The sequence below is a fragment of the Sediminicoccus sp. BL-A-41-H5 genome (genome assembly GCF_050632405.1).
GTDB lineage: Bacteria > Pseudomonadota > Alphaproteobacteria > Acetobacterales > Acetobacteraceae > Roseococcus.
The window spans coordinates 1770719-1795555 of sequence record NZ_CP192601.1; the positions used below are offsets into that span (position 1 = coordinate 1770719).

Sequence of the window (24837 nt, forward strand, 5' to 3'; positions counted from 1 at the left end):
GCATGGAACCGCATGGCACGACCCTGCAAGCCGCGTTCCATGCGCGGCAGCCCATCGCGACGTACACGCCTGGCCCGGCAAAATCTGCTAGAGGGCGCGCATGTCCATCACCACGCTCAAAGTCCCCCCCGCGGAAGACGACACCCGGCTCGACCGCTGGCTGAAGCGCCGCTTCCCCGCCCTCACCCAGGGGGCGCTGCAGAAGATGCTCCGAACCGGACAGATCCGCGTGGACGGCAAGCGGGCCGAGGCAAATACCCGCCTGCTCGCCGGCCAGGAGCTGCGCGTGCCGCCGATGCCGACGGCCCCCGCGCCCAAGGCCGAACCGCGCCCGCTCTCGGACGCGGCCGTCGCCGAGATGCACGCCATGGTGCTCTACCGCGACGACAGCCTGATCGTGCTGAACAAGCCGCCCGGCCTCGCGGTCCAGGGCGGCCCGGGCATCAAGAAGCATCTCGACGGCATGCTGGAGGCGCTGGCCGAGGATGGCGAGAAGCCGCGCCTCGTCCACCGGCTCGACCGCGACACCTCGGGCGTGCTGGTCGTGGCGCGCACCGTCTCCGCCGCCGCGCATCTCGCCAAGGCCTTTCGCGGGCGTGACATGGAGAAGACCTATTGGGCCGTGGTGGTGGGCGAGCCGCAGATCGCGCTCGGCCGCATCTCCATGCCGCTGATGCGCCTCGTCGGCGCGCAGGCGGCGGGCCGCGGCGGCGAGCGCACCGCACCGGCCGAGAAGGGCACGGCCGGGATGCGCGCCGTGACCGACTACCAGGTGCTGGAGGCGGCCAAGCACCGCGCGGCCTTCCTGGAGCTGCGCCCGCAGACCGGCCGCACCCACCAGCTGCGCGTCCACTGCGCCGAGGCGCTCAAGACCCCCATCCTGGGCGACGGCAAATATGGCGGCCAGGCCGCGCATCTGGAGGGGCTCTCGGGCAGTTTGCACCTGCATGCGCGCGCGCTGCGCCTGCCGCATCCCGAGGGCGGCACGCTTGAGGTCATGGCGGCACCGCCCGGGCATTTCGAGGAGACCATGCGCTTCTTCGGCTTCGACAACCCTGCCCCCCGCCCGCCCCGCCGCAGCAAATGAGGCGCGCGCTTCTCCTCGCGCTCGGCCTGATCCTGGCCCTGCCGCTCCTGGCGCTGGCCGCCTTCCTGCTCTTCTTCGACGCCGACGCCTTCCGCCCGCGCGTGGTCGAGGCGGTGCAGCGCGCCACAGGGCGGGACTTCCGCATCGAGGGGCGCCTGCACCTGACGCCCGCCCTCACCCCCACCCTTGCAGCCGAGGGCCTGGTGCTGGCCAATCTGCCGGGCGGCAGCGCGCCCGAGATGCTGCGGATCGCCCAGGCGGACATCCGCCTTGCCCTGCTGCCCCTCCTCTCCGGCCGCGTCGAGCTCGCCCATCTGCGCCTCGAGGGCGGCAGGCTCCTGCTGGAGCGCGAGAACTGGCGCTTCGCCCGCCCCGCCGCGCCAGCGGCACCGCCGGCCAGCCCCGCCCCCCAGGCCGCGCCCGTCCGCCCCATGGAGCTGGACCTGCGCGCCGTCACCCTGCGGGACTGGCAGGTAACGGCAGGCGGCGAGACCTGGCGGGTGCCCGAATTGCGGCTGACCGGCAGCGGGCCCGGCGCCTCGCTCGACCTCGCGGGGACGCTGGCCGCGCGCGGCACCGAGGCGCGGATCGAAGGACGGCTCGGTGCCCCCGCCGCCTGGAACGGCCCGGCCCCCTGGCCCTTCCAGCTCACGGCGACACTTCCTGGCCTCCGGCTGACGGCGGAGGGGCAGCAGGCGAATGGCGACTGGCGCGCCGCCCTGCGCGCCGAAATCCCGCGCCTCGATGGGCTGGCGCCGCTGGCCGGGCGCCCCTTGCCGGCGCTGACCGGCCTCACGCTGCGCGCGGCGTTGGAGGTCACGGGCGGCACGGCACGGCTGGCCGGGTTGGATGGCGAGGCCACGGGCGGCGAGGTCGCCGGCTTTACCCTGACCGCCGCGCGCTTCATCCAGATGGGGCAGGACGCACCCCTTACCCTGGAGGCGAATGGCCGGTTCCGGGGCGAGGCGGTGACGCTGACGGCCGAGGCGCGGCCGCTCGCTCTGATCGCGGGCACGCCGGCGCCGCTGGCGCTGCGGCTCGCGGCCGGCGGTGCGACGGCGAGCCTGACCGGCGAATGGCCCGGCACCCTTCGGGTTTCGGCCGCCGCACCGGACCTGGGGCGTCTGTCCGCCCTGGCGGGCCGCCCCCTGCCACCGCTGCGCGAGGCGCGCCTCGGTGCCGCCGTCACGGCGCTGGGCCCGCTCTTCGGTGAGGGCCTGCGCCTCGGGGAATTCGCGCTCGCCTCCTCGGCGGGCGATCTGGCGGGCGCACTGGAATGGCGCTGGGCGCCACGCCCCGCCGTCGCCGGTCGGATCACCTCCTCCCGGCTCGACCTGACCGCGCTGCGGCTTCCCCCCGCGCCGACAGCCTCGGCGCCACCGGCATCGGCGGCTCCTCCAGCCGCGCCGGCCGCCCCGTCCCCTGCGTCTGGCCGGGTGATCCCGGACACCCCGCTCGACCTCGCCGCGCTGCGCCTTTTTGATGCGGACCTCGCCTTCACGCTGAGTGAGGTGATCGAACGCGAGCTCACGCTGCGCCACATCGAAGGCCGCCTCGTGAATGCCGGCGGCCGGGCACGGCTTGAGCCCTTTGCGGCCACTTTGCCGGGCGGGCGGCTCTCGCTGACGCTCGCGGCGGACGCAACCGGCGCCGCACCCGCGGTGCAGATCCGCGGCGGCGGCCAGGGACTCGACCCGGCGGCGCTGCTCGGCGCCTTCGGCCTCGCGAGCCCGCTGACCGGCCGGACCGATCTCGACGTGAATTTGCGCGGGGAGGGTGCCGACTGGCGCGCCGTGGCGGCGAGCGCCACCGGGCATTTCGGATTGGCGGTGGTGGAGGGCCGGCTGAGCGGCGGCCCGGCGCAGGCGCTGGCGCAGATCCCGGGCTTCGCGGCCGGTGTGCCGGTGCATTGCCTCGCCTTGCGGGGGGAAGCGGACCGCGGCCTTGTGCGCTTCAGCGCCTTCTATCTGGATGGGGCCGCGGGGCGTCTCGCCGGCGAGGGGGGGATGAGTCTGCGCGACGAGACGCTGGCCATCCGCATGCAGGGGGATTTGCGGCTGGCCGGAGTCCGGGTGCGGGCACCGATCCCGCTCGGGGGAACGCTGGCGGCGCCGCGCCTGGAACTTGCTGCCCTGACCGAGGGGGCGGTGGGCAGTCTGCTGGGGGCGCCCGGCGGGGGGGCCGGGGGAGTTGCGATACCGGATTGCGCGGGGACGCTGCGTATCGCCCGGGGGGGCCGGGAAGGGCCGGTGCCGCAAGTGGCACCCGCTCCGCCCGGTTCGTCGCAGCCTGCCATCAACAACCTGCTCAGGGGATTGCTGGGTCGTTGATCCGCCAGGGAGGGGCCCGGGTGAGGACGTCTCCGGGTGGGGCCTGGCGTTGCGGTTGCGGCGTGCGGGGCCTTACTGGGAGATCGCGCGCCAGGCGATGTGCGCGAGGACACCAACCAGGGTGCTGGCGGTGCCGAGCACGACCAGGCGCAGGACGATCAGGGCGAGGTCACCGCGGGCGGCTTCAGTCATCTGGGACATGGGGTGCTCCTTCGGGTGGGGTGGTCTGATCCCCAAGGAGCAAGCGCCGGGCCATACGCCTAACCGATTGATTTCATGAGAACCAAACCGGCCGCTTCGCCACATGCCAGGGGAGACCGCCGAAGAATGCGTTGCAAAATGCAAGGTGCCCCCAGCCAATTTGCAAAACGCAAGTCACCGGCCGGAGCAAAGGGTCAGGAGCCGCCCTTGCGGCTCTTCTCGATCATCGCGATCAACTCGGGCGGGATCGGCTCTTCAGCGACCTTGCCGAACATGGAGTTGAGCCCGCGATCCAGCCAGAGGTCGAAGGCCGCGTCCGGCGCCGCGTCGCGCGTGCGCCGGGCCTTCTGCCGAGCCGCAGACATCAGCCGCTTCTCCTTGCCGGAATTGTCGTGGTCCTTGGGCAAGCCACCTCCTAGGTGAGCCACATCCCCGGGGACGCGCCCCCGGGCCGCGAGGCTCGGCTTGCCTTGCGCGGGAGCGGTCCGTCAAGCGGCATCCTCGGCCGCTCCTCCCTTCCCGGAGGCCGCGCGGCCCCTTCCCCCAGGATCCAGTTCCTCAACTGCGCCCGCGTGCGGGAGACACGCGCCTTCAGCGTGCCGACCGGAATGCCCATCTGCGCCGAGGCATCCTCATAGGAGACGCCCTGCACGGAGATCATCAGCAGCAGCAGGCGCTGGTCGGCGGGAAGGCGTGCCAGGTGGTGGTGCAGTTCCTTCATCGCGAGGCTTTCCTCCTGCCCGCCGCTGCGGGCGAGCGAAGCCGGCGGCACATCCTCGATCGAGGCGGTCGGCCGACGTCGACGGCAGTCGGAGAGGAAGCGGTTGCGCAGGATGCTGCCCATCCAGGCGCGGAAATTCGTGCCCGGCTCGAAAGAGGCGCGGGCGGACAGCGCATTGGCCACGGCCGTCTGCACCAGGTCGTCGGCATCGGCGCGGTTGCGCGTCAGAGCCAAGGCTTGCTGGCGCAGCGAAGGAAGGGCCGCCATCATCAGGTCATGGAAATCGATCGTGGCAGACTCCTGGGACGCGGCGCGGCTCTCGTCACGATCTGGTGTTTGATGGGTCATGCAAAAAGGCCCCCTTCACAATGCGAGACTGGAGAAACCCGCCAGGTCGGCCGTGGATGCATGTCTTTTTGTTCATAAATTGGGATTCCTGCGAATGCCATGCAACCTTGGGCCACGCCCCGGGTTTCGCTCGCGATGGAATTCGGCATGACGACATGAGGTTGCAGAATCTCCGGCACGCGGCGCGACCTGCCCGCGGCTTCGTCCCGTCCTGACATGGGAATCCCCAACTTGCCCAAGACCTCCGAGTTGCTCCCGGCCCTCCCCTATGCGCGCCGCTTCGCGCGCGCGCTGACGGGGGCGCAGGGCCCTGGCGACGAGATGGTGGCCCGCGCCGCCGCGCGATTGCCGGAGGACATGCCGCCCCGCCTCGGTCTTTTCTCCGCCATCACGGCCCTCACCGCCGGGCTGTCTGCGGGCCCGGGCATGCCGCCGCTGGCCCGGCACCTGCTCCTGCTCACCACCATCGAGGAACTCACCACCGCCGAGGCTGCGCGCGTCACCGGGCTTGAACAGGGCGAGGCGGAGGCCCGCATCGCCGCAGCGCGCGAGGCCATCCGCTCCGCCGTGGTCACCCGCGTCCTGATCATCGAGGACGAGCCGATCATCGCCATGGACCTGCGCATGCTGGTGCAGGATTGCGGGCACACGGTCATCGGCGTCGCGGCGACGGAGGCGGATGCGGTGCGCCTGGCCGCCGAGGGCGATGCGCGGCTGATCCTGGCCGACATCAATCTCGGCCGAGGCGGCAACGGCATCCGCGCCGTGCAGGAGATCCTGACGCGCATCACCGTGCCGGTGATCTTCGTGACCGCCTACCCGGAGGACCTGCTGACCGCGGAGGGCATCGAGCCCGCCTTCGTCATGCGGAAGCCCTTCGACCGCTTCATGCTGGCGGTGCTGACCTACCAGGCGATCAGCGCGGGCGTCGTACCGCTGCCCTGAGGCCCCTGCAACCGCCCCCAGGAAGGCGCGTTTTCCCCAAGGTGCCGCGGATCTCGCGGCCATGAGGAGAACGCAAATGAACTGGGACACGATCAAGGGGAACTGGAAGCAGCTGACCGGCTCCGTGAAGGAGCAATGGGGCAAGCTGACCGATGACGACCTGACGGCGATCGAAGGCCGGCGCGACCAGCTGGTGGGCCAGATCCAGCAGAAATACGGGATCGCGAAGGAGGAGGCCGAGACGCAGGTGAAGGCGTGGGAGGCGCGCCAGCGCTCCATGTGACGCGGTGCCGCCGCGGATCGCGCGGGGCCTGCCCTGCCGCCTTGGGGGTAGGGCGCCCCGCCTCCGCCCTTCCCCCTCAAGGCGCCGGCCAAGGGTGACGCCTGAAAGGACCGGTCATGTTGGCCTGGGCCATGATTTTCCTGCTGGTCGCCTTGATCTCCGGTGCATTCGGCTTCGGCGGCGCCGCTAGCCCGGCGGACGGCACGGCGCGCCTGATGTTCTTCGTCTTCCTTGCCCTCTTCGCCCTGGCGCTGGTCACCGGCGCGGGATGGGAGATGTGAGGCCGCGCCGTCGCGTGGTGCTGATGGCGCCCGCACTGTTGCTCGCGGCGCCTGCCGCCGCGCAGCGCGGGGCCTCGCTCTGGTTCGACCCGACGCAGCTTCCTTCCTATAGCGGGCGCCTGGAGCGCTGGATCGCAACCCCCGCCGGCGCCGTGGATCGCGGCCTGCTGCGCGAGGGGACGCAGTTCGTCTTCGCCTCTTCGGAGGCGGAGGCGCTGATGACGGCGATCGAGCCGGGTGCGCCGATCAGCGTCTGGGGCATCCGCGCCCGCAACGCGGCGGTGGTGCTGATGCTCGCCTGGGGCAAGTCGGATTCGGAGCCGCTCGGCTTCGTCGAGCGACCCGCCTGGTTCGTCGCGCATGAGCCAGGGCGGGAGCCACTGCAGCTCTCCGGGCGCATCCTCTGCCCGCTCTTCACGCCGCGCGGCGAGGGCATGGGCGTGGTGCTGGCCGAGGGCGGGGCCATCCGGCTGCCGGTCGCGGCCCACCGCGCCCTGGGCGATCTCCTGAAGCCCGGCGAGCCGCTGGCCGCAGAGGGGCTCGGCACGCGGCGTGACAGACTTGTCGCGCTCGACGCCCTCTCGATCGGCCGCGCGATGGACAGCCTGCAGCCCGTCCCGCGCGGATGACCGAAGCCACGACGCCCCAGACCCCGGGACAGACCCCGGCCGCCGGCTCGCCGGTGCTGGCGTTCATGGGCACCTTCCGCCTTTGGCTGACCGCGCCCAATCGGGGCCGCGCGCGCTGGCTGCTCGCAGGCCTCGTGCTGCTGACGCTCGCGCAGGTCGCGATCCAGATCCGCTTCAACATCTGGAACCGCGACTTCTTCAACGCGCTGGAGAACCGCGACGGCGGCGCCTTCCGGGCGCAGATTCTCTTCTTCCTGGGCCTTGCCGCCCTGTCCATGAGCGTCGCCGTCTACCAGCTCTACATGAAGCAGTTGATCCAGCTGCGCTGGCGCGAATGGCTGACGGGGCACCTGCTGCAGGTCTGGCTGCGCGAGGGGCGGCACTACCAGCTGGAAATGGCGCAGACCGGCGCCGACAATCCGGACCAGCGCATCGCAGAAGATGTGCGGGTCGCGACCGACCTCGCGGTGGATTTCGCGACGGGGCTGATGAACTCCCTCCTGATGCTGACCGCCTTCATCGGCATCCTCTGGACGCTCTCGGGCGCGCTGCACCTCAGCATTGCGGGACGCGAGTTCGACATCCCCGGCTACATGGTCTGGGCGGCGCTCACCTACGCGCTGCTCGGCACCTTCCTCACCTGGATCGTTGGCCGGCCGCTGGTGCCGCTGAACGTGGCGCGCACCACGGCGGAGGCGGATTTCCGCTTCGGTCTGAACCGCGCGCGTGAAAGCGGCGAAGGCATCGCGCTCATCCGCGGCGAGGCGGATGAGCAGCGCGGCCTCACGCGCCTCTTCGGCAGCGTGGCCGGGGCGGTGCGCGGACTGATGCGGAGCCAGCGCAACCTCATGTGGCTGACCAGCGCCTATGGCACGCTGGCCATGATCTTCCCGACCATCGTCGCCTCGCCCGCCTATTTCTCAGGTGCCATCACGCTGGGCGGCCTGATGCAGATCGGCGCCGCCTTCGGCCAGGTCCAGGGCGCGCTCAACTGGTTCGTGGACAATTTCGGCCGCATCGCCGAATGGCGCAGCGCCGTCTCGCGCATCGTCGTCTTCCGCGACCTGATCGAGGAGCTGGACGCGCTGGTGGAGGACCCGAACCAGCCCACGATCACCATCACGGAGGGCGACGAAGACGCGCTGATCTTTCGCAACCTCGAGGTCGCCTTCGCCAATGGCACGACGGTGATCGCCGATGCCTCGGCCGAGATCCGCGCGGGCGAACGCGTGCTGATCCAGGGCGAATCCGGCACGGGCAAGTCCACGCTGTTCCGCGCCATCGGCGGCCTCTGGCCCTGGGGGGCGGGCGAGATCGTGATCCCGCCCCGGACCAGCATGATGTTCATGCCGCAGCGGCCCTACCTGCCGCTCGGCACGCTCGGCGCCGCTCTCTGCTATCCCGCGCCGCAGGACGGTTTCCCGCAGGAGGCACAGGGCGACGCGCTGGCCCGCGTGGGCCTGGAGCGCCTGTCAGGTCGCCTGGCCGAGGACGAGCGCTGGGACCGCGTGCTGAGCCTGGGGGAGCAGCAGCGCCTGGCCTTCGCGCGTTTGCTGCTGCACCGCCCCCGCTGGATCTTCATGGACGAGGCGACGGCGGCGCTCGATGAGGCGAACCAGGATGCGATGATGCAGCTCGTGCTCGACGAACTGCCAGAGGCCGCGCTGATCTCCATCGGCCATCGCCCCGGCCTCTCGGCCTTCCACGAGCGCACGCTCACATTGGTACGGGCGGAGGGCGGCGCGCGCTTCTCGCGCCCGCGACGGGAAGGCACGCGGCGGCAATGGACGCGGCGGCGGCCGAGGCGTTAGGCCGCTTCAAGGGGACGGGCCGACCAGCCGCCACCGCCCCGTTCGCGCAGGATGACGCAGCAGCGCCCCGCCTCCGCCGTGATCAGGTTCCAGCCATTGGCGAAGCCCGCACCGCGCGGCGAAAGCGCGCTCGGCGCCACCACCTGCAAGGGACCATCCACACCCAATCGCATGGCGACGGCGCGATGCAGGTGGCCGCAGAGCAGCGCGGCCACACCATGGTCGCGCAGCAACGTGATGGTCGCCTCGGCATGGCGCGGCACGCGCCGGCGGATGGCCCAGGGCGGATGCCGCAGCGGGTGATGGCAGGCGACAATCGTCATCGCCCCGTCCGGCAGGGCGAGCGCGGCCCCGAGCGCCGCGCGGCGCGAAGCCGGGAGGGCGCCCGCCGCCCAGTCGAGATGCCATTGCGCACGGCTGACGCTGTCGAGGCCGATCAGGCGCAGGCCGGGCAGCATCAGCCCGTCGCGCCAGGCACTGGAGCGTGCGGCGTGCCAGCGGCGGCGCGGGTGCAGGAAGCGCGCCAGCACGTCGTCGCGCGGGATGTCGTGATTGCCTGGCACCACCAGAAGCGGCGCCTGTAGCGCCTCCAGGAAGGTCAGCGCCGCGCGGAACTCCTGCGGCCGGGCGCGGCGTGTGAGGTCGCCGCTCACCACCACCGCCTCTGGCGCCTGCGCGCGAATGTCGGCAGCCAGCATGGCGGCGGCGGCGGCATCGCCCTCGCCGAAATGCAGATCGGCCAGATGCGCGATGCGCGCCATCACGCCACACGCTTCGCCGGCAACAGGCGGAGCGCGCCGGGGTGCAGCCGGAAGCGCACGGGGCCCGGCACCAGGTGCATCTCACCATCCAGGCTCAGGCGCAGCCACGGGGTTGGCCCATGCACGACAAAGCGCCGGCCGAGGAAGCTTCGTACCTCCGCATCGCGGCTCAGCCCGCCGCGCAGCCAGCGGATGGCCTGGCGCAGCCGCGCCACCGGGCCGGCCGGGCGTGCGAGGTCGAGCAGGAGGAGTGGCGGCTCGCCCGGGGCGGGCAGCGTCACCACCGCGGCATGGCCCCGGATGCGCCCGCGCGGCCCGGTGCGAAGTGCCAGTCCCTGGCCAGGCGGCCGGAGCATCCCGCGCGCGGCCGCGCGCAGAACGGGCGCCCAGCCGGTGAGGCCGGCGCCGCGCTGCATCTCGCGAAAGCGCATCAGGCGCGAGGGCTGGCCCACGATGCTCTGGTAGAGGAACACCTCGCCATTGGCGCTGGCGACATCCAGCGTCGTGAAGAAGTCGGGGCGATATGCGGCGGCAGCGTCCAGCGGATCGCGCGGCAGGCCCAGGCGGGCGCAGACGCGGTTCATGGTGCCGCCGGGCAGCGGCGCCAGGGCGAGGCGCCGATCGAGCAGGCGCGCGGCGGCGCTGCGCAGGGTGCCATCGCCGCCCGCGACGAAGACGACCTCGGCATCGCAGGCTTCGACTTCGTCCCACTGCACGTCGAGGGGCGCCTCCTCGGCAAGGTCACCGAGAAGGAAGCCCGCCTCGCGCAGCGCCCGGGACAGGGACGCCCGGGGTGCGGCGAGGGCGGACAAGGCGCCGGCCCCCGGGTTCACGATCAGCGCGGCGCGCATGCTCTCGGCGCGAGGCCCTCAGCGGGTGGCGGGCGTGGTGGCGCGGTTCATCGCGCGGCTGGCCGCCGTGCCCGGGGGGTTGCCCGGCATGCCGTCCGACTGTGCGGGATAGGCGCCCGAGGTGTTGGTGCCGGCCGCGCGATCCACCGCGCGGTTCGTGGCGGTGCCCGGCGGATTGGCTGGCGTGCCATCCGACTGCGCCGGATAGGCGCCCGAGGTATTGGTGCCGGCCGCGCGGTCCAGCGCACGGGTCGCGGCGGTGCCGGGCGGGTTGCCGCCGCCGGAATCCGTGCAGGCGACCGTGCCGAGCAAGAGCGCGGAGAGGGCCAGGTTTCGCAGCAGCGTCATCATCGCATCCTTCCATGGGTTCCTGGTGATGCAGGGCTGAACGCGGCCCCGCGCCCCTGGTTGCCGCCGCAACCGAGGCCGAGGCGCCGCGTTCCCGCTGCTGTTCAACCCAGGAGAAATCCCATGCGTGGCGCCTTGCTCTGGCTGATCGGCATTCCCATTCCCGTGATCATCGCGCTCTGGCTGTTCGGGGTGCTGTAGACGCGAGAAAGCCCGCGGCGCCTGCGCCGCGGGCTCCCGTGAGGACATGCCCTCGCTCAGCGGCGCCGCTGCGCCGCGTCGTATTCGAAGGCCGGCCGGGTCTCCAGCATCTCCTTCGTCGCGCCCGGCAGCATCAGCCGCTCGCGCTCGGCGTTCCAGCGCACCTCACTCAGCGGCATCTGGACGAGCCGCCCGCCGATGCCGAGGAAGCCGCCGACCTGGACGATCGCCACCGGGCCATTCGGCGTCAGCAGGATGTCATCCACCTCGCCCACATTCTGGTCGCGGTCGTTGTAGATGCGGCTGCCGATGATCTGGCTCATCCGCGGCCGTGCCGTGGCGATGGAGCCCGCCGTGGCGGTGCCACCCGGCGGGTTCAGGCTGGCGCCGGGCGTGGTCGTGCCGGGCGTCGCGCCCGGCGCGCTGCGCGTGGTCGTCGCCGGGTCCGCCGCGGGATTCACGGGCCGTGTCGGACTCGCCTGCGGCATGGTGGAGGACGGGCCGGCAGGCGGCTGCGTCTGCGCCTGGGACCAAGCGAGGCCGGGCGCGGCGAGCAGCGCGGCCGTCAGGGTCATGCGGATCAAGGCAGGCGCCATGGGGGTGTGGTGCATCTGGATCTCTCCTCTGGGTTCCCGTGCGGGACCTTGGGGGCTGGAACCGCACAGGGGATGAACACCGCGCGGCGCGCCGCGTTGCGCGCTCAGCGCTCCGTCAGACGTGCGAAGACGAAGCCCGCCAAAGCCGCGAGCGCGATCGCGGTGAGCGGCTGCGCGCGCACCGTCTCGGCGAGGCGCTGCAACTGGTGGCGCAGTTCCTCGCCCGCCTCCTGCACCACGAATTCCACCTGGCCCACCACCTCGCCCAGCGCGGGCGTCACATGGCGGTCCATCACCTCCTCGACCTGCGCCTGCACCGGGCGGTCGCCCGGCATCGGATCGCGCTGTGGGTCTAACATCATCATCATCCTCCGGCTTCCATTCGCGGCCCCAAATGGCTGCGCAGCAGCCACGCGGCCTTTTCATGCGCGAGGACGCGCGCGATCAGCACATCGTGCGATCCGGCGTCGCCGGCGCGCTCCATCTCCTCCGCCCCCTCGCGCGCCCGGGCCGCGAGGCGCGCGTGATCGGCGGCGAGGGCGGCGACGGCGGCGGGGATCGCGGCCTCGCCCAGCCCGGGCGCCAGGCTCGCATGCTCCAGCATCTCGCCGAGCCCGTCCGGGGCTGCCTCGCCCACGGCGCGCAAGCGCTCGCCCAGCACGTCGAGCGCCGTGAAGAGTTCCTGGTACTGCGCCTCGGTCAATTCATGGATGGCGTAGAAGGCCGGTCCCTGCGCGTTCCAGTGGCAGGATTGCGTCTTGGCCAGCAGCACCGCCGTATCGGCGAGCACGGCCCGAAGCGCGGAACCGTCCGCCCCGTTACCGCGCATGTCCCTGTCAGGTTTCAGCTGATCCATCGGCCTCGGCTCCTTCCCCGCCCGCAACGCCACACGGCGCGGCGCGTTGCAGCGAAGTTCAGCAAGGAGACCGCGATGGCGCCGTTCCGCCCCCCCGAACCCGGCGCGACGGAGGGTGGCGGCGGGCGGTTCCTGCTGCTCGCAGGCGTGATCGTCGCGCTCTATCTGGGCCATGAGATCCTGGCGCCGCTCGCGCTTGCGCTGCTGCTCACCATCGCCGCCCTGCCCGCGGCCGAATGGCTCGAAGCGCGCGGCCTGCCGCGCATCCTGGCCGTGCTGCTCGTGCTGCTGCTCGTGCTGGGGCTTTTCGGCGGGCTCGCCTATGTGGTGCTGACGCAGGCGCTGGCCCTGGCCACCGAACTGCCGGCCTATGAGAGCGTTCTGCGCGGCAAGCTCGAGAGCCTGAGCCAGGGCTCCGGCCCTGTCGAGGGCGTGATGCTGCTGCTGCGCCGCCTCGGCACCGCGCTGGACAGGCCGGAGGCAGCGCCCGCCGCCATGACCGTCGCCGTCGTCAGCGACGGCCAGAGCGCGCTGCGCACGCTGGCCGAGCTCGGCCTGGTCATCATCGCGCCCGTGGCCATGCTCGCCATCACGCTGCTGCTCATGGCGTTCATCCTGGTGCAGCGCGAGGATGTGCGGGATCGCGCGCTGCGCCTCGCCGGCGTGCATGAGCTGCACCGGACGACGGGCGCGATGACGGAGGCGACGGTGCGGATCGGCCGCTTCCTGCTCATGCAGCTCGCCGTGAACGGGCTGTTCGGACTCTGCATGGGGCTCGGCCTCTGGGGCCTCGGCATTCCCAATGCCCCGCTGTGGGGCGTGCTGGGATTCGGGCTGCGCTTCATCCCCTTCCTCGGCGCGCCGCTCTCCGTCCTGTTTCCGCTGCTGCTGGCCTTCGCGACGACGGAGGGATGGGCCACCGTGCTGCTCGTCCTCGCGCTCTTCGCGCTGGTGGACATCACGATCACCTATGTGCTGGAGCCATGGATCTATGGCGCCAGCACGGGCGTGACACCGCTCGCGCTGCTGATCTCCTCCGCCTTCTGGGCGGTGCTCTGGGGGCCGGTCGGGCTGATCCTGGCGCCCGCGATGACGGCCTGCCTGGTCATCATCGGCCGCCACGTGCCGGCCTTCGGCTTTCTCGACGTGCTGCTGGGCGACGCCGAGCCCCTGCCCCCGGCCGCCCGCTTCTACCAGCGCGTGCTGGCGGAGGATGCGCGGGGCGCCGGCGCGCTGCTGGGCGCCGCCATGGCCCGCCAGGGCGTGCAGGCCGCGCTGGATCAGCTCGCCTTGCCGGCCATCGCGCAGGTCGGCAGCGAACGCGGCAATGAATCCTTCGGCACCGCGCTCACCATCCGTGCCTCCCGCACGCTGGTGCGCGTGCTGGAGCCCTACGCCGACGAGCCGGATGGGGAGGCGGACATCCTCGTCCTGCCCGTCGCCGGGGCGCTGGACCGTGCCACCACCCAGCTGGTCGTCGCCGCCCTGCTGGAGACCGGCCATGCCGCCACGCTGCGGCCCGAAAAGGCTCCCGCCCCCGTGGTCACGCTGCTGGTCGCCGCCACGCGCCCGCCGCGCCAGCGCCTGCTGCGCGCCCTGCGCGCCGCGCGGCGGCTGACCGGCCATTTCATCGCCTTCGCCGCGAGCGACGAGGCGGAGCAAGCCCTTGCGGATGACGGCATGGCGCTGCCCTGGGTGATCGGCCTGCCGGGCCTCGTCAGCCAGGTGGACCGCTGGATCGAGGAGGCCTCGGATCACCCGGCCGGCGGCGCGTGACGCGCCCCTCAGGCCACGGTCCGCTCCACGGCCGCCTGCAGGCCGAGAAGGGCGGCCAGCGCCAGGCGCAGCTCGGCCGAACTGCTGGGCTCGGGCAGGCTTGCCTCGCCCGTCCGCGGGAGGGAGCCGGAGGCGTGGAGGTTCAGCGTGGCCACCGCCCGCCGGTCCAGGGCTTCGCGCAGCAGCTGCACCGAGACCCCCTTGAGGGTCGCCGGCAAGACCGCCGCATCCACCGCCCGCGCCCGCTCCAGAGCGGCCAGCGCCTCCTCGATCGAGGTCGCGGGGCCGATCACCTCACAGCGCGCCTCGCGGAGGGTGGCCACGAGGGCGGCGGCGCGCTCGGGCTGGTCATCGGCCACCAGCACGCGGCGGCCTGACAGGACGCCGGCGCGGGCCGGCATGTCCGGCCGCAATTCACCGGCGAAGGCGCTCGCGCCCATGGTCAGGACGCAGTGCAGCCCCTCACGCAGCCAGCGCCGCTCGATGTGGCCGGCCAGTTGGGCGCCCGCATTGGCGTCGATCAACAACGAGCCGAGGCCGATGCGCACCGGCGGCGCCGTGATCTCGGGGCCGCCCGCCTCGATCCAGTCGAGCAGCACCTCCTGCCCGCAGACATGCCAGCGCAGCGTCAGGTAGCCGGCCACGCTCGACAGGGCGCCATACTTCATCGAGTTGGTCACGAGCTCATGCACGACGAGGCCGAAGGGCTGCGCCGCATCGGCCACGAGACGCAGCGCCGGCCCCTCCATCGCCACCTGGCCGCGCACCGGCGCCAGTTCCTGCCGCAGGATTGCCGAGAGCTCGGCACTGACCCAGCGTTCCTGCGCCAGCACGTTGTGCACGCGGCTGAGCGCGGCGATCCGCCCTTCCAGCACCTCGATCAGCGCCGGCAAATCGTCATCCGCTTCCGCCGCCGAAAGGCGCACGAGGCCGCGCACAACGCTCAGCACGTTCTGCGCGCGATGGTCCACCTCGCGCGAGAGCATGCGCTCGGAGGCCTCGATCCGCTTGCGCGTCGTGATGTCCACGACGGCGGCGCTGACGCCGGTGACATGGCCCTGCTCGTCGCGCACGGGGAAATAGCTGCACAGCCAGGAGCGCCTCTCGCCATGCATCAGGCTGCCCATCTCCACCGCCTGCACCGGCTCGCCTGTTTCCAGCACCTGGCGCAGGATGGGACCGACTTCGATGGCCGCCTCGGGCGCCATCGCCTCCATGGTTTGGCCGAGATGGGCGGAGGCGGGGAAGCCGTTGGCGTCGGCCAGCATCTCGTTGATGGCGATGTAACGCAGCTCGCGATCGAAGAGACAGAGGCCGACGGGCGCGCTCTCGTAGGTGGCGCGCAGGCGGGCGGCGGTCTCGGCGCGGTCGGCCTCGGCCTGGCGACGCTCGTGGTAGTCGAGGCCGACGGCGGTCCAGGCGGCGGGCCGGCCGGCCGTCGTGCGGATGGGCGCGCCGGTGAAGAGAAACCAGCGCCAATGCCCCGCCGCCGCATTACAGATGCGCATCTCGCGCGAGAACTGCTCCAACTCGCCGCGCGCCACGCGTTCCAACGCCTCACGCCAGGCGGCCGCCGCCCCCTCGCGATCCTCGGGGTGGACGGCGGCGAGCCAGCCATCGCCTCGGCTCTCGGCGAGCCCGAGGCCGGTCAGCTCTTCCCAGTAGCGGTTCGTCCAATCCACCTGCCCGTGCTGGTCGGCGGTGAGCACGATCTGCGGCGCCACGGCCACCACCGCCTGCATGCGGGTCTGCGCGCGCAAACGCGCCGCCTCGCGCATCGCGACGCTCTCGGCCAGGCTGTCGAACGCCTCGGCGAGCTTGCTGAATTCCCGGCCGCCCGCGATGGGGCCGACGCGCGCGGACCAGTCCTCCCCCTCCCAGTTGCGCACGGTGGCGAGCAGGCGGCGCACCGGGCGCTCCACCGCGCCATGAAAGACCAGCACGGCGAGCATGAAGGTGAGCAGCAGCGAGCCGATGATCATCAGCGCCGCGCGCCGGTCGGCATAGACGGCATCCCGCAGCAGCGCGGTCGTCTCGAGGCCGACGGTCACGAAGAGGCCGAGCGGCTCCACCGTGGCCGGCAGATAGGCGGCGATCCTGCGCACGCCGTCCAGCGCGGGGGCGTCGATGATTCCGGGGGCGGGCGCGTTCAGCACCGCCATGCCGATCTGCGGCATCATACGGCCGACGAATCGCTCCGGATCGAGCGAGCGGGCCAGGACGACACCGTCACGACCCGCGATGGTGGAAGCGCTCCCCGGGGGAAGCGGAATGGATTGCAGCTCCCGGATCAGCCAGTCCACCGAGAGCGACAGGGCGAGCACACCGATTACCTGCCCGGCATCGTCACGGAGCGGCGCGGCGAGGTGGAAGCTTCGTTGGCCGGTGGCGCGGCCGATGGAATAGGTGCCGATCTCGAAGCTGTTGCTGCGCAGCACCTCCTGGAAATGGGGGCGGTCTGCCACATTGATGGCGCGCGCAGCCTCATGCGCGACGCAGACCGGCTGGCCCTGGCGGTCGAACAGGGTGGCCGTCAGGTAGCGTGGATTGGCGGCGACGATGCGAGCCAGGAATGCGTCGCATTCCGGATCGGGCTGCATGGCGCGGATCGCGTCATGCGCCGCCATGCTGCTCAGCAGCTGGCTTGCGCCTTCGAGCATGCTGCTCTGCTGCTGGCCGACCAGACGGACGAAGCGCATCGCCTGCTCCCCCAGCTGCTGCGTGCGCTCGATGCGCGCCTCGCGCTCCAGCAGCACCTGCACGAAGGCGGCCGGCACCAGCGCCAGGACAAGCCCGATCACGGCCCAGATGGCCAAGGGGAGGGCGCTCGCCTTGCGTCTGAGCCAATGCATGCCTGCCTCCCGCACCACGTCCGGCGTCAGGCGGCCGCGGCCAAGGGCCCCTCCGAGAGCAGCAGGACCTCCACCCCCACGCGCAGCGCCAGCGCATCCTGCGCATCGCCCACGAAGCCACCGCTCACCGGCAGGGCCTGCTCCGGCGCCCGCGAGACGCCGACGCGCACGAGATTGTCGCCGGCAAGCAGGCCGTTGGTCGGGTCGTATTCCACCCAGCCCGCGCCCGGCAGGTAGATGGCGCACCAGGCATGGGTGGCGCCCGCGCCCTGCTGGCCCGCGGCATCCGGATCGGGATCCGCGTCATAGAGATAGCCGGTGACGAAGCGCGCGGCGAAGCCAAGGCTGCGTGCCGCCTCCATCATCAGCAGCGCGAAGTCGCGGCAGGTGCCGCTTTGCAGCCGGAGCGTCTCCGCCGGCAGCTGCGTGCCCTCCGCCTCACGCGCCCGGTAGGTGAACTCCGCCTTCACCGCGCGCGTCATCGCCGACAGCACCTCCAGCGTGCGGATCGGCGCATCGCCCTCGGGCGTCACGAAACGGCGCGCCCAGCGATCCACGCTGCCGCCCGGGTCCGGGTATTGCCGCTCGGTCAGGCGGCTCACATCCGGGATCTCGGCCGCCGGGTAGGAGAAGGGGTAGGTTTCGGCCGCTGGGTCGAGCGAGGTGGCCGGGACGCCAAGGCCGGAGGGATAATGCGTCAGCTCCAGCTCCGAAACGATGGTGAGGTGCTCGGTCTGGAGATCCCCGGGCCAGTCGAGCAGGCAGATGGAATTGCCGAACACGTCATGCGCCCAGACGCGGTCCTTGGGCGGCGGGTCCACGGTCAGCGTGGCCGCGTGGAGGCGGAGGTCGTGGCTGTCCTGCGGCCGAAGCAGAAGCCGGTGCCGCAGCAGCCCGACCGGCCGCTGATAGGCGTATTCGGTCCGGTGGGTGATCTGCAGGCGCGGCATGGGTGTGTTCCCTGGGGCGTGGCGGGGCATGGAACGCGGCAGCCCCCTGCACGTTGCACCCGATTTGCGCGGAATGCAGCGACGCAATGGGCGCTCCTGGCATGCATGGTCCCGAGCGCGCCTCTGGACGTGCTTTCCGGATCATTCGGAGGCGAGTCCCCAAAATGCGGCGATATGCATCGTCGCGGGGATTCCGTGCTCCAGCATCCAGGGGCCAGCCCGGCCGTGGCCTGGGGACACGGGGTAGCCATGGGCCAGGCTCTCCAGCATCCAGAGTTCCACCACCGGCCGGCCGCCCGAGCGCCAGACGCGGTGGCGCAGGCCCGGGGCGGGCGCTTCGTCGGTGGCTGGCGGGTCAGCGCAGCCATGCAGCGCGGCCCATTGGAGGGCGAGTTGCCCGGCATTGGCGGGGTCCACCACCCGGTCCTGCTCGCCCTGCCAGATCGAAAGGCGCGGCCAGGGGCGGCCGGGGCGCGGATTGGCCCGCGCGCGCGCGGCCGCCGCCAGCCCAGGGCCGGTGGTGAAGGGCGCGGCGCGGCGCATGCGGAGCATGGCCATGGCGGGCGTCGTGGCGGCGCCGACCGGCAGCCCCGCCACCACCGCACCTGCCGCGAAGACGGCCGGATAGGCCGCGAGCATGGCGGCCGCCATGGCGCCGCCGGCCGAGAGGCCGACGATGAAGACGCGGCGGCGGTCGGAGCCGAATCCCTGGCACGCATGGCGCAGCATCTGGCGGATGGACATGGCCTCGCCCGTGCCGCGCCCGCCCTGCGCCGGTTCATACCAGCGGAAGCAGCGATGGCGGTTGTTCGCGGCGCTCTGCTCGGGGATGACGAGCGGGATGGAAAGCCGCTCGGCGAGCGCCATCCACCCGCTTTGCATGGCGAAGGCCGCACCGTCCTGCCGGCAGCCGTGCAGCAGGAGGATGAGCGGCGCGCCGGGCGGGGGCTGCCGCTTCGGATGGAAGACCAGCATGCTGAGGCGCCCAGGGTTGGAGCCGAAGCGCGCCACCTCGGCGAGGCCCTGCCCCGTGCGGCGCGCAGGGGGCTGCGGCGCGTCCAACACCGGGGTGAGCGCGGTGTTCATCCAGCGCATGGCGGCCTGGCCGAGGCGCTGCGTGGCGCGGCGCAAGCGGGCCGTGCGCAAGCGCGGGAGCTTCACGCGTGGCGACATGGGTCGGTGGCGAGGCGGTTCATCAGCGCCCAACGGTCAGGGGGCGCCACCGTTGCCGCGAAGCCGGGATCAGGGGCGCTGGCGTTGGGGCCGCGGGCGTTCGGGGCGCGCCCGCGTGCGCGCGATCGCCGCGCGGCAGCGCGGATCGTCGCCGATGCCGAACTCGATGATGGGCAGCAGCGAGAGCGGCGCCAGCGCGAGATCCAGCACGCTCCCAAGCCCCTCCCCGCCCCGGTCCTGCACGATGACGGGCGCCACCGAAGGGTCGCTCAGCCGCCCCGTGACGGCGAGGCTCGTGGGGAGCGAGCCCACGGTGAAGCGCTTCGCCTCGCTGCGCAGGCGCAGGTCGAGCACCTCGCGGTCGAGGCGGATGGTGCCGGTGGCATGGAGCAGCGCGTCGCTGGTTTCGAGCAGCATGAGGCGGGTGTGCAGCACGCCGTCCCGCAGCACGAAATCGGCGGCGAAGCATTCGAGGGCCGTCCGCATGGGGAGGCCGAAGGCCGAGAAGATGGCATGGCCGAGCCGCAGCCCGGCGAGATCCACCGCGACGGCGCGCAGGTCGCCGCCCGCCATGCGCAGGCCCAGACCCCCATTGCCACGTGCCAGCAGCTCCGCGGTGGAGCGGCCGGTGGCCTCGATCCGGCCGCGCCCTTCCAGCGCGCCGGCTCCGCTGCCGCCCAGCGCGCGCATCACCCTTCCGATGTCGAGGCGCTGCAGCGTGACATCGAGCGCCGCCCGCACCGCCCCCCTCCTCGTTCGGCGCCAGCGTGCCGGTGACCAGCGCGGCACCGCGGCCCACGGCGCCATGCAGCGGCTTGAGCGTGAGCTCCCCGTCCTTCAGCTCCAGCGTCACGTCGAGGCTGTCGAAGGGCGAATTCTCGCCCTGGATGCGGGCGGCGCGGAACTGGGCGGCCACATCGGCGGCGCGGAACAGCGGGAGGTTCACCGGCGCATCGGGCAGCACGCGCCCGGTGCGCGGGGTGTCAGGCCGGATCGGCACGCCGCGCCCCGGCTCGCCGCCGATGAAGCCCGCGAGGTCGGCCAGGTCGAGCTGGCGCGAGGTGAGGTCCGCCGTCACATGCGGCACCGTGCCGCGCGGGTCCACCGTCACGCTGCCGCCGAGATCGCTCCGGCCCATGCGCCCCTCCATCTCGGTGAAGCGAAAGCCCTCGGGCCCGTAGCCGAGCCTGCCGGCGAGCTGGAAGGCTGGCGTGCTGGGGATCGGCACGCCGGTGAGCGGGCGCAGGAAGCGCATGTCGGGGCCGGAGAGCTCGAGCCGCAGATCGGCGCCGGCCAGTTCCAGCCCATTGACCAGTGTGCCGCGCAACAGGGCGCGGGTTGTGCCGTTCATCACCTCCAGCGTGACGGGCCAGGGCGCGGTAGCATGCGCCAGCGCGACGAGCGAGCCGCCCACGAGCCGCGCCGTGATGGGCGCGCCGGCGTAGTGGCCGGCGGCCTCGGCCTGCAATCCCGCGATGCCCTCGGTCGTCGTGCCCGCGGTGATGGTGAAGTCGGCATCGAGCGGCGCATGCAAGATGTGCAGCCGGGCATCGCGCAGTTCCAGGGCGCCGATGGGCAGCCCGCCGCCGCCCGCGCCGCTGAGGCCGTGATTGCTGGCCCCATCGGCGCGCGTGATCGCCGTGATTTCGGCGCCCGTCAGGGTGAGGGCGGTGATCCGCGCTGCGCGCTCGCGCAGGCTGGCCCAGCTGTCGAGGGCGAGTTCAGCCGTGGCGATGCGGGCAAAGGGCGGTTCCTCGGGGAAGCCCGGCGGGTTGGCGATCGTCATGCCGGTGAGGGTGACGCGCGTGACGCGGCCGGGATGGAGGGCGAGATGCTGGATGGTGACCGGCCGGCCCAGGCGGGCCGAGGCGAGGCGGGCTGCCCACGGCGTGAACCAGCCGAGGCCGAGCGCCAGCACAGCAAGCGCCGGCGCGAGCGCGAGCCCGCCGAAGCCGAGCGCCCAGGCGCGCCCGCGGGTCATCCGGGGCGGGCGGTGGGGACCCGGTGCGGCGCTTGGTGATGCGGATCTGCGGGCATGGCGGGGACCTCTGCTGGCCGACCTGCGGGGAACGCGGGGGGACGGCCGGCGTTGCCGGGGCGAGCGTGCCGATTCTCATGCGCCAGCGCGGACGGGGCCCTTGCATCCCTGCGCCCATCCGGGCAATTAGGCGCGGCCACGCCCACCGATAGGGTGGGAGCCCTCAACCGGGCAGACGGAGAGGTGGCAGAGTGGTCGATCGCGCCGGTCTCGAAAACCGGAGTACGTGCAAGCGTACCGTGGGTTCGAATCCCACCCTCTCCGCCAGTTCCCATACGAGCCGTGCTCCCCGCCAGATCGGCCGCCGCGCTGAGTGGCAGGTTTCCTGGGGTTCTCGGGGCAGACCTGTTGACTGGTCCGAGCCGGAGACGGCCGGAAATGGCTCTCCGGAGGCCCTTTCTCTCCGGACCTCCTGACTTGGGCGTTTTAGTACGGAACGCAGAAACCTAGGTAAAAAGCCGGTTTCAGCGCGGTGAGCGCTTGCTCTGGTTCGAACCCCACTTGCCCGAAATCCGTACTTCGAGAGCGAACACTTTGGTACGGCAGTGTTTGGCCCCGATGGTGCTGGCGTGGCGGACTACCAGTGGGACCGCACAAGGCCCGATGTCTGTGCCAGGATCGCTGCCTGAGCGACGATGAGCTACCTTGCGGGCATGCGCTGCAGCGCGAGCTGCGCCCCGCCGTTCCGGCTCAACATGCTCGTCCAAGGATCGCAGTGTCACTCGTGCAACTCACCGGCCGGGTCGATCCGGCGGGAATCCTCGGTGGTCTGCGGAAGGCTCGGGCCCGAAAGGGCGGGATGGCCGGCGCGACCTTCCGCTTCGCTGCGGGCAGCTCCCCGACGCCCGGGGCGGTGGCCCTGCTGGCAGCTTGGATGCTGTCCGATAGGCAGGCAGGCGGTGAACAGCCTTTGCGATCTCGTCCTGCGCCACGCGGCCGAGCCGCGCTCCGTCATCCCTGCCATCGAGTGGGCAGCGAATGAGGTCACCGACAATGTCGAACTCCACGCCTCGGCTGCCACCCCCGGCGTCTTTTTCGCCCGCATTGATGCGCAGCGCCAACGGCTCGAACTGGCGGTCGTCGATCAGGGCATTGGCATCCGGCAATCTCTGGCATCGTCCATCACCACCGGCAGTGACGGCGAGGCAATCGCCAAGGCGTTGCAGCGCGGCGTGACCCGCGACCCGAAAGTTGGACAGGGCAACGGCCTGGCCGGTACGCGTGAGATCGTGGTCGAGAATAGGGGCGACCTGCATGTTTGGTCGGGCAATGCGATGTTCCGCATCCTCGCCGGACAGGACAAAGGCTACGTCGAGGTACCGGGTGCTCTCGGAACGGGCGTGGTGCTGAATTTCCGTCTCGATAGGCCCATCGACCTCCGAAACACGTTCATCGCGGGAACCGCACTCGACTTCATCGGGAAGCAGGCTGAAGCCGCAGAGACTGCTGGTCTAATGGTTCGCGATGAGGTTGTCAGCGCCCGGGCCCGAGCACCGGCTGCTTCGCTGAGGCGGAAGATCATGGCCCTGCTGCCAGACCTCGACTCCCCGCTGATCATCGATTTTGCTGGGATCAACGGTGCCGCATCATCCTTCCTGGATGAATTGCTTGGACGCCTCGCGGCCGAGCTGGGCGAGAGCACATTTCGCCGTCGTGTTGAGATCCGGAACATGAACCCCCTGGTCGCACGGACTGCGAATGTCGTGATCGCGCAACGCCTGCACGGGCTTCCAGAGGGATCGGAGTATCAGCGCCGCGGCGCCAACCGCCCAGACCGACCGTGCCCTACGGCTCTTCCATCATTTAGTCTTGCGCCTCGTCGCGAATGCGCTGGGCCTGATCAGCGCGAACCATCACGAACTCGTCCGGTTCGGCGAAAACCCGCTCAGTTGATGCGGGCTGAAATCCCTCTGCACGTTCGGCAGCCTGCTCATCAATGCCAGCCACCACCGGCGCGGCATCGCCGGCACCTGCCAGCGATCGCACTTCGATGCCGATGATGGTCCGTGCGTCCGCTCCTTCAGTCTTGACGCGCCAGACGCCGGTACGCTGGCCGCTGTCGCTGGGAAGAGGGATGTCAGGCCGTCCCATCGTCCCGAGGATTCGCATGGCGCGACGCCGGGCACCCAGCCCGGCGAGGCTCTGGGCCATCTGCAGGCGGCGAAGGCCTTCGAAGAACGCCTCCGAAAGTTGCTCGGTCCACACCGCGCCATCCTCGACGGGGTCTTCCACGCGTAGGATGGGGTCGGGGAAGCCACGCTTGATGGGCGTTGCGGTTGCCCAGCCGGAGGCTACGGCCCATCCCTTCGTCTGTAGCGGGATCCAGGGCCCGGAGGGCGAAGCGCTGTACTCGACGGTCAATTGGCGAAGCTGCGTGTGCGCGCCGTCAAGGCTGCGCAGCAGCTGGTTCCGATAGTAGGTCCCCTTGGCCTCAAGGAACCCTCCGGTTGGCGGCCCTCCCGGTGCCGCGGGTGGCGTCGCCCAGACCCAGTCGGGCAGGTCTGAAGTCTCACCAGGCCGACGGTTCACGCGGAACGAGAACCCCATCGACGGGAGGCGGAACGTAAAGGTGTCCCGGTCGATCGGAACGAATGCGCGCGCCCCGTGATGGGTCTCGAGATACCAGCGCGCGATGAACCGACCGAAGAGGCCGGACATCGCCCGGCGAACCTCTCGGCCCACTCCTGGACCGCTGTCCCGCCAGCGCCATTCTGCACGCCCAGGCGCCAGCAGATCGTGGATGGCCGGCCCCAGACCTATCAGGACAGGTGACGTTTGGCTCAACTCTCGTGTCGCGCTGACCGCCAAGCTGGGGGTGTCGATCGTTATTATGTCGCCAGTGATCAGCGCGGGTCGCAAATGCGACGGCTCAATCTCGTAACGCAGCGTGCGGGAGAACGGCACTGGCCTTTAACTAACCAGACCGAGTGGCACGCCTGCAGATCGTCGCATCAGCCACGGTGACCGGACGAGTGTCCGCGCTTCCTGCCCGCGGATCATCGCCACCCGCCCGGAAGTCCGGTCCACGTGCCGCTTGCATCACGTAAGACGTGACACGTCTCATAACCAAAGGCATTCCATAAGGAATCCGCGATTGGAGCAAGGCGGGCAGACCAGTGGCCCTGGAGATCATCGGCCGTGACGACCACTGGTGCAAAGAGGAGATCGGGGCGATCAAGAGGACGGGCCTCGTCGAGATCGTGATCCGTGACTGTTAGCCGAGCGCCCGCAGCGTCGAGGAGCGAAATCATCACGACGAATGGCGCTTCGGCGCCGCACTTGAGCAGGCCAATCACGGCGCGCGCTACGCTGCCGAACAAGTCGCGCATCACTGCTTGAGTACCGATCAAGCGCCATGTCGCGCCTGCGAAATCTCGGTCGAAGACGTAGCCGCCACGAACCAGCTCCACAGCGCCCGTGTGAAATATCTGAGTGTACGTGGTGGTACCGTCAGCCTGCTGTCCGCTTGCGGAGTAGATGACTAAGCCTTCAAAGTTATGGAACCATTCGAGGCCAGCGCTGGCGGCTGGCGGCCGAAAGGTCTGGTATGCGACTTCGGCGCTCGGCAATGCGAAGCCTTGCTGCTGCGCCACGAAGGGGACGACCTGGACGACAAGCTTTCCGGCCCCGCGAACGCGCGGGCCTCGTTCACCGGTTCGCAGCCTGCTCAGCCGATCCAATCGGAATTCGAGAAGCTGGCGCTCCCGCTCTGCGCCTCCCAAAAAGACAGCCCGAAGCTGATCGACGCTTGGCTCATAGACGCCCGAGGAGTGGCGAAAGAAGTAGCGGTTTAGAGCGT

The 24837-nt window shown here is 71.3% G+C and carries 25 protein-coding genes and 1 tRNA gene; 12 read left to right on the plus strand and 14 right to left on the minus strand.

The annotated features are described in order from the left end of the window. The first annotated feature begins 100 nt into the window (after nt 1-100). Both ACQ860_RS08865 and ACQ860_RS08870 read left to right on the plus strand, forming a co-directional pair. A complete protein-coding gene (locus ACQ860_RS08865; RefSeq protein ID WP_431303018.1) occupies nt 101-1087 on the plus strand; it encodes an RluA family pseudouridine synthase in 987 nt (328 codons plus the stop codon). Next, entirely contained in the window at nt 1084-3417 is a 2334-nt protein-coding gene (locus tag ACQ860_RS08870; RefSeq protein WP_431303019.1) for an AsmA family protein, read from the plus strand. Before ACQ860_RS08865 ends, ACQ860_RS08870 begins: the two co-directional genes overlap by 4 nt. A 72-nt stretch (nt 3418-3489) precedes the next feature. On the opposite strand, the gene ACQ860_RS08875 is transcribed toward ACQ860_RS08870, so the two are convergent. The 3 genes from ACQ860_RS08875 to ACQ860_RS08885 all read right to left on the minus strand — a co-directional run bounded on the left by ACQ860_RS08875 (nt 3490) and on the right by ACQ860_RS08885 (nt 4687). Then, entirely contained in the window at nt 3490-3618 is a 129-nt protein-coding gene (locus ACQ860_RS08875; protein WP_431303020.1) for a hypothetical protein, read from the minus strand. Nucleotides 3619-3812: 194 nt separating this feature from the next. Continuing rightward, nucleotides 3813-3983: a NepR family anti-sigma factor gene (locus ACQ860_RS08880; protein WP_431303021.1), complete on the minus strand. Its 171-nt coding sequence runs from the start codon at nt 3981-3983 to the stop codon at nt 3813-3815. Between the two features lie 50 nt (nt 3984-4033). After that, on the minus strand, nt 4034-4687 hold the full coding sequence (locus ACQ860_RS08885; protein WP_431303022.1) for a sigma-70 family RNA polymerase sigma factor: 654 nt from the start codon (nt 4685-4687) through the stop codon (nt 4034-4036). Between the two features lie 216 nt (nt 4688-4903). Here ACQ860_RS08885 and ACQ860_RS08890 point away from each other — a divergent pair, with 216 nt between their 5' ends. From ACQ860_RS08890 to ACQ860_RS08910, 5 genes are all read left to right on the plus strand, one after another. Beyond that, complete coding sequence (locus ACQ860_RS08890) at nt 4904-5632, plus strand: response regulator (RefSeq protein ID WP_431303023.1); 729 nt, start codon at nt 4904-4906, stop codon at nt 5630-5632. Nucleotides 5633-5708: 76 nt separating this feature from the next. Next, the gene (locus ACQ860_RS08895) at nt 5709-5915 is read left to right on the plus strand and encodes a CsbD family protein (RefSeq protein ID WP_431303024.1); all 207 of its coding nucleotides are present in this window, start codon (nt 5709-5711) and stop codon (nt 5913-5915) included. A gap of 116 nt (nt 5916-6031) precedes the next feature. Beyond that, on the plus strand, nt 6032-6196 hold the full coding sequence (locus tag ACQ860_RS08900; RefSeq protein ID WP_431303025.1) for a DUF1328 domain-containing protein: 165 nt from the start codon (nt 6032-6034) through the stop codon (nt 6194-6196). Next, a complete protein-coding gene (locus ACQ860_RS08905; protein ID WP_431303026.1) occupies nt 6193-6825 on the plus strand; it encodes a hypothetical protein in 633 nt (210 codons plus the stop codon). The genes ACQ860_RS08900 and ACQ860_RS08905 overlap by 4 nt, the downstream gene beginning before the upstream one ends. Then, nucleotides 6822-8636, plus strand: coding sequence for an ABC transporter ATP-binding protein/permease (locus tag ACQ860_RS08910; RefSeq protein ID WP_431303027.1), 1815 nt, complete (start codon nt 6822-6824; stop codon nt 8634-8636). Before ACQ860_RS08905 ends, ACQ860_RS08910 begins: the two co-directional genes overlap by 4 nt. Here ACQ860_RS08910 and ACQ860_RS08915 read toward each other — a convergent pair. From ACQ860_RS08915 to ACQ860_RS08940, 6 genes are all read right to left on the minus strand, one after another. Then, on the minus strand, nt 8633-9397 hold the full coding sequence (locus ACQ860_RS08915; protein ID WP_431305737.1) for a metallophosphoesterase family protein: 765 nt from the start codon (nt 9395-9397) through the stop codon (nt 8633-8635). The two genes, ACQ860_RS08910 and ACQ860_RS08915, sit on opposite strands and share 4 nt — an antisense overlap. Next, the gene (locus ACQ860_RS08920) at nt 9397-10248 is read right to left on the minus strand and encodes a diacylglycerol/lipid kinase family protein (protein WP_431303028.1); all 852 of its coding nucleotides are present in this window, start codon (nt 10246-10248) and stop codon (nt 9397-9399) included. Before ACQ860_RS08920 ends, ACQ860_RS08915 begins: the two co-directional genes overlap by 1 nt. 18 nt (nt 10249-10266) lie before the next feature. Continuing rightward, nucleotides 10267-10596 carry a hypothetical protein gene (locus ACQ860_RS08925; protein ID WP_431303029.1) on the minus strand — a complete coding sequence of 110 codons (330 nt, stop codon included), beginning with the start codon at nt 10594-10596 and terminating at the stop codon, nt 10267-10269. 257 nt (nt 10597-10853) lie between these two features. After that, nucleotides 10854-11408, minus strand: coding sequence for a PRC-barrel domain-containing protein (locus ACQ860_RS08930; RefSeq protein WP_431303030.1), 555 nt, complete (start codon nt 11406-11408; stop codon nt 10854-10856). An 89-nt stretch (nt 11409-11497) separates the two neighbouring features. Beyond that, nucleotides 11498-11752, minus strand: a complete 255-nt coding sequence (locus ACQ860_RS08935; protein ID WP_431303031.1) for a hypothetical protein — start codon at nt 11750-11752, stop codon at nt 11498-11500. 5 nt (nt 11753-11757) lie between these two features. After that, entirely contained in the window at nt 11758-12249 is a 492-nt protein-coding gene (locus ACQ860_RS08940; RefSeq protein ID WP_431303032.1) for a Dps family protein, read from the minus strand. 75 nt (nt 12250-12324) lie between these two features. Between ACQ860_RS08940 and ACQ860_RS08945 the strand changes: the two genes are divergently transcribed. Then, complete coding sequence (locus ACQ860_RS08945) at nt 12325-14025, plus strand: AI-2E family transporter (RefSeq protein WP_431303033.1); 1701 nt, start codon at nt 12325-12327, stop codon at nt 14023-14025. Between the two features lie 8 nt (nt 14026-14033). On the opposite strand, the gene ACQ860_RS08950 is transcribed toward ACQ860_RS08945, so the two are convergent. The 4 genes from ACQ860_RS08950 to ACQ860_RS08965 all read right to left on the minus strand — a co-directional run bounded on the left by ACQ860_RS08950 (nt 14034) and on the right by ACQ860_RS08965 (nt 19741). Next, nucleotides 14034-16877, minus strand: a complete 2844-nt coding sequence (locus ACQ860_RS08950; RefSeq protein WP_431303034.1) for a PAS domain-containing protein — start codon at nt 16875-16877, stop codon at nt 14034-14036. Nucleotides 16878-16903: 26 nt separating this feature from the next. Beyond that, the gene (locus ACQ860_RS08955; protein WP_431303035.1) at nt 16904-17827 is read right to left on the minus strand and encodes a transglutaminase family protein; all 924 of its coding nucleotides are present in this window, start codon (nt 17825-17827) and stop codon (nt 16904-16906) included. 141 nt (nt 17828-17968) lie between these two features. After that, nucleotides 17969-18973 (minus strand): extracellular catalytic domain type 1 short-chain-length polyhydroxyalkanoate depolymerase, encoded by a 1005-nt coding sequence (locus ACQ860_RS08960; RefSeq protein WP_431303036.1) that lies wholly within the window; start codon nt 18971-18973, stop codon nt 17969-17971. A gap of 96 nt (nt 18974-19069) precedes the next feature. Beyond that, nucleotides 19070-19741, minus strand: a complete 672-nt coding sequence (locus tag ACQ860_RS08965) for an AsmA-like C-terminal region-containing protein (protein ID WP_431303037.1) — start codon at nt 19739-19741, stop codon at nt 19070-19072. Here ACQ860_RS08965 and ACQ860_RS08970 point away from each other — a divergent pair. From ACQ860_RS08970 to ACQ860_RS08980, 3 genes are all read left to right on the plus strand, one after another. Next, nucleotides 19719-21020: a hypothetical protein gene (locus tag ACQ860_RS08970; RefSeq protein WP_431303038.1), complete on the plus strand. Its 1302-nt coding sequence runs from the start codon at nt 19719-19721 to the stop codon at nt 21018-21020. The two genes, ACQ860_RS08965 and ACQ860_RS08970, sit on opposite strands and share 23 nt — an antisense overlap. Nucleotides 21021-21215: 195 nt before the next feature. Next, nucleotides 21216-21305: transfer RNA gene (locus tag ACQ860_RS08975), tRNA-Ser, on the plus strand. A 632-nt stretch (nt 21306-21937) separates the two neighbouring features. After that, nucleotides 21938-23038 carry an STAS-like domain-containing protein gene (locus ACQ860_RS08980; protein WP_431303039.1) on the plus strand — a complete coding sequence of 367 codons (1101 nt, stop codon included), beginning with the start codon at nt 21938-21940 and terminating at the stop codon, nt 23036-23038. A 996-nt stretch (nt 23039-24034) separates the two neighbouring features. Here ACQ860_RS08980 and ACQ860_RS08985 read toward each other — a convergent pair. Next, a complete protein-coding gene (locus tag ACQ860_RS08985; RefSeq protein ID WP_431303040.1) occupies nt 24035-24631 on the minus strand; it encodes a hypothetical protein in 597 nt (198 codons plus the stop codon). Here ACQ860_RS08985 and ACQ860_RS08990 point away from each other — a divergent pair. Continuing rightward, nucleotides 24617-24832, plus strand: a complete 216-nt coding sequence (locus ACQ860_RS08990) for a hypothetical protein (RefSeq protein WP_431303041.1) — start codon at nt 24617-24619, stop codon at nt 24830-24832. The two genes, ACQ860_RS08985 and ACQ860_RS08990, sit on opposite strands and share 15 nt — an antisense overlap. Nucleotides 24833-24837: the final 5 nt, after the last annotated feature.

Excerpts from the sequence above, each read along its gene's own strand:
- ACQ860_RS08870 (WP_431303019.1), top strand. The coding sequence starts at position 1,084 with ATGAGGCGCGCGCTTCTCCTCGCGCTCGGCCTGATCCTGGCCCTGCCG.
- ACQ860_RS08930 (WP_431303030.1), bottom strand. The coding sequence starts at position 11,408 with ATGCACCACACCCCCATGGCGCCTGCCTTGATCCGCATGACCCTGACG.
- ACQ860_RS08910 (WP_431303027.1), top strand. The coding sequence starts at position 6,822 with ATGACCGAAGCCACGACGCCCCAGACCCCGGGACAGACCCCGGCCGCC.
- ACQ860_RS08880 (WP_431303021.1), bottom strand. The coding sequence starts at position 3,983 with ATGTCTGCGGCTCGGCAGAAGGCCCGGCGCACGCGCGACGCGGCGCCG.
- ACQ860_RS08950 (WP_431303034.1), bottom strand. The coding sequence starts at position 16,877 with ATGCATTGGCTCAGACGCAAGGCGAGCGCCCTCCCCTTGGCCATCTGG.
- ACQ860_RS08925 (WP_431303029.1), bottom strand. The coding sequence starts at position 10,596 with ATGACGCTGCTGCGAAACCTGGCCCTCTCCGCGCTCTTGCTCGGCACG.
- ACQ860_RS08935 (WP_431303031.1), bottom strand. The coding sequence starts at position 11,752 with ATGTTAGACCCACAGCGCGATCCGATGCCGGGCGACCGCCCGGTGCAG.
- ACQ860_RS08875 (WP_431303020.1), bottom strand. The coding sequence starts at position 3,618 with ATGTCCCAGATGACTGAAGCCGCCCGCGGTGACCTCGCCCTGATCGTC.
- ACQ860_RS08940 (WP_431303032.1), bottom strand. The coding sequence starts at position 12,249 with ATGGATCAGCTGAAACCTGACAGGGACATGCGCGGTAACGGGGCGGAC.
- ACQ860_RS08955 (WP_431303035.1), bottom strand. The coding sequence starts at position 17,827 with ATGCCGCGCCTGCAGATCACCCACCGGACCGAATACGCCTATCAGCGG.
- ACQ860_RS08915 (WP_431305737.1), bottom strand. The coding sequence starts at position 9,397 with ATGGCGCGCATCGCGCATCTGGCCGATCTGCATTTCGGCGAGGGCGAT.
- ACQ860_RS08945 (WP_431303033.1), top strand. The coding sequence starts at position 12,325 with ATGGCGCCGTTCCGCCCCCCCGAACCCGGCGCGACGGAGGGTGGCGGC.
- ACQ860_RS08890 (WP_431303023.1), top strand. The coding sequence starts at position 4,904 with ATGGGAATCCCCAACTTGCCCAAGACCTCCGAGTTGCTCCCGGCCCTC.
- ACQ860_RS08895 (WP_431303024.1), top strand. The coding sequence starts at position 5,709 with ATGAACTGGGACACGATCAAGGGGAACTGGAAGCAGCTGACCGGCTCC.
- ACQ860_RS08920 (WP_431303028.1), bottom strand. The coding sequence starts at position 10,248 with ATGCGCGCCGCGCTGATCGTGAACCCGGGGGCCGGCGCCTTGTCCGCC.
- ACQ860_RS08865 (WP_431303018.1), top strand. The coding sequence starts at position 101 with ATGTCCATCACCACGCTCAAAGTCCCCCCCGCGGAAGACGACACCCGG.
- ACQ860_RS08885 (WP_431303022.1), bottom strand. The coding sequence starts at position 4,687 with ATGACCCATCAAACACCAGATCGTGACGAGAGCCGCGCCGCGTCCCAG.
- ACQ860_RS08900 (WP_431303025.1), top strand. The coding sequence starts at position 6,032 with ATGTTGGCCTGGGCCATGATTTTCCTGCTGGTCGCCTTGATCTCCGGT.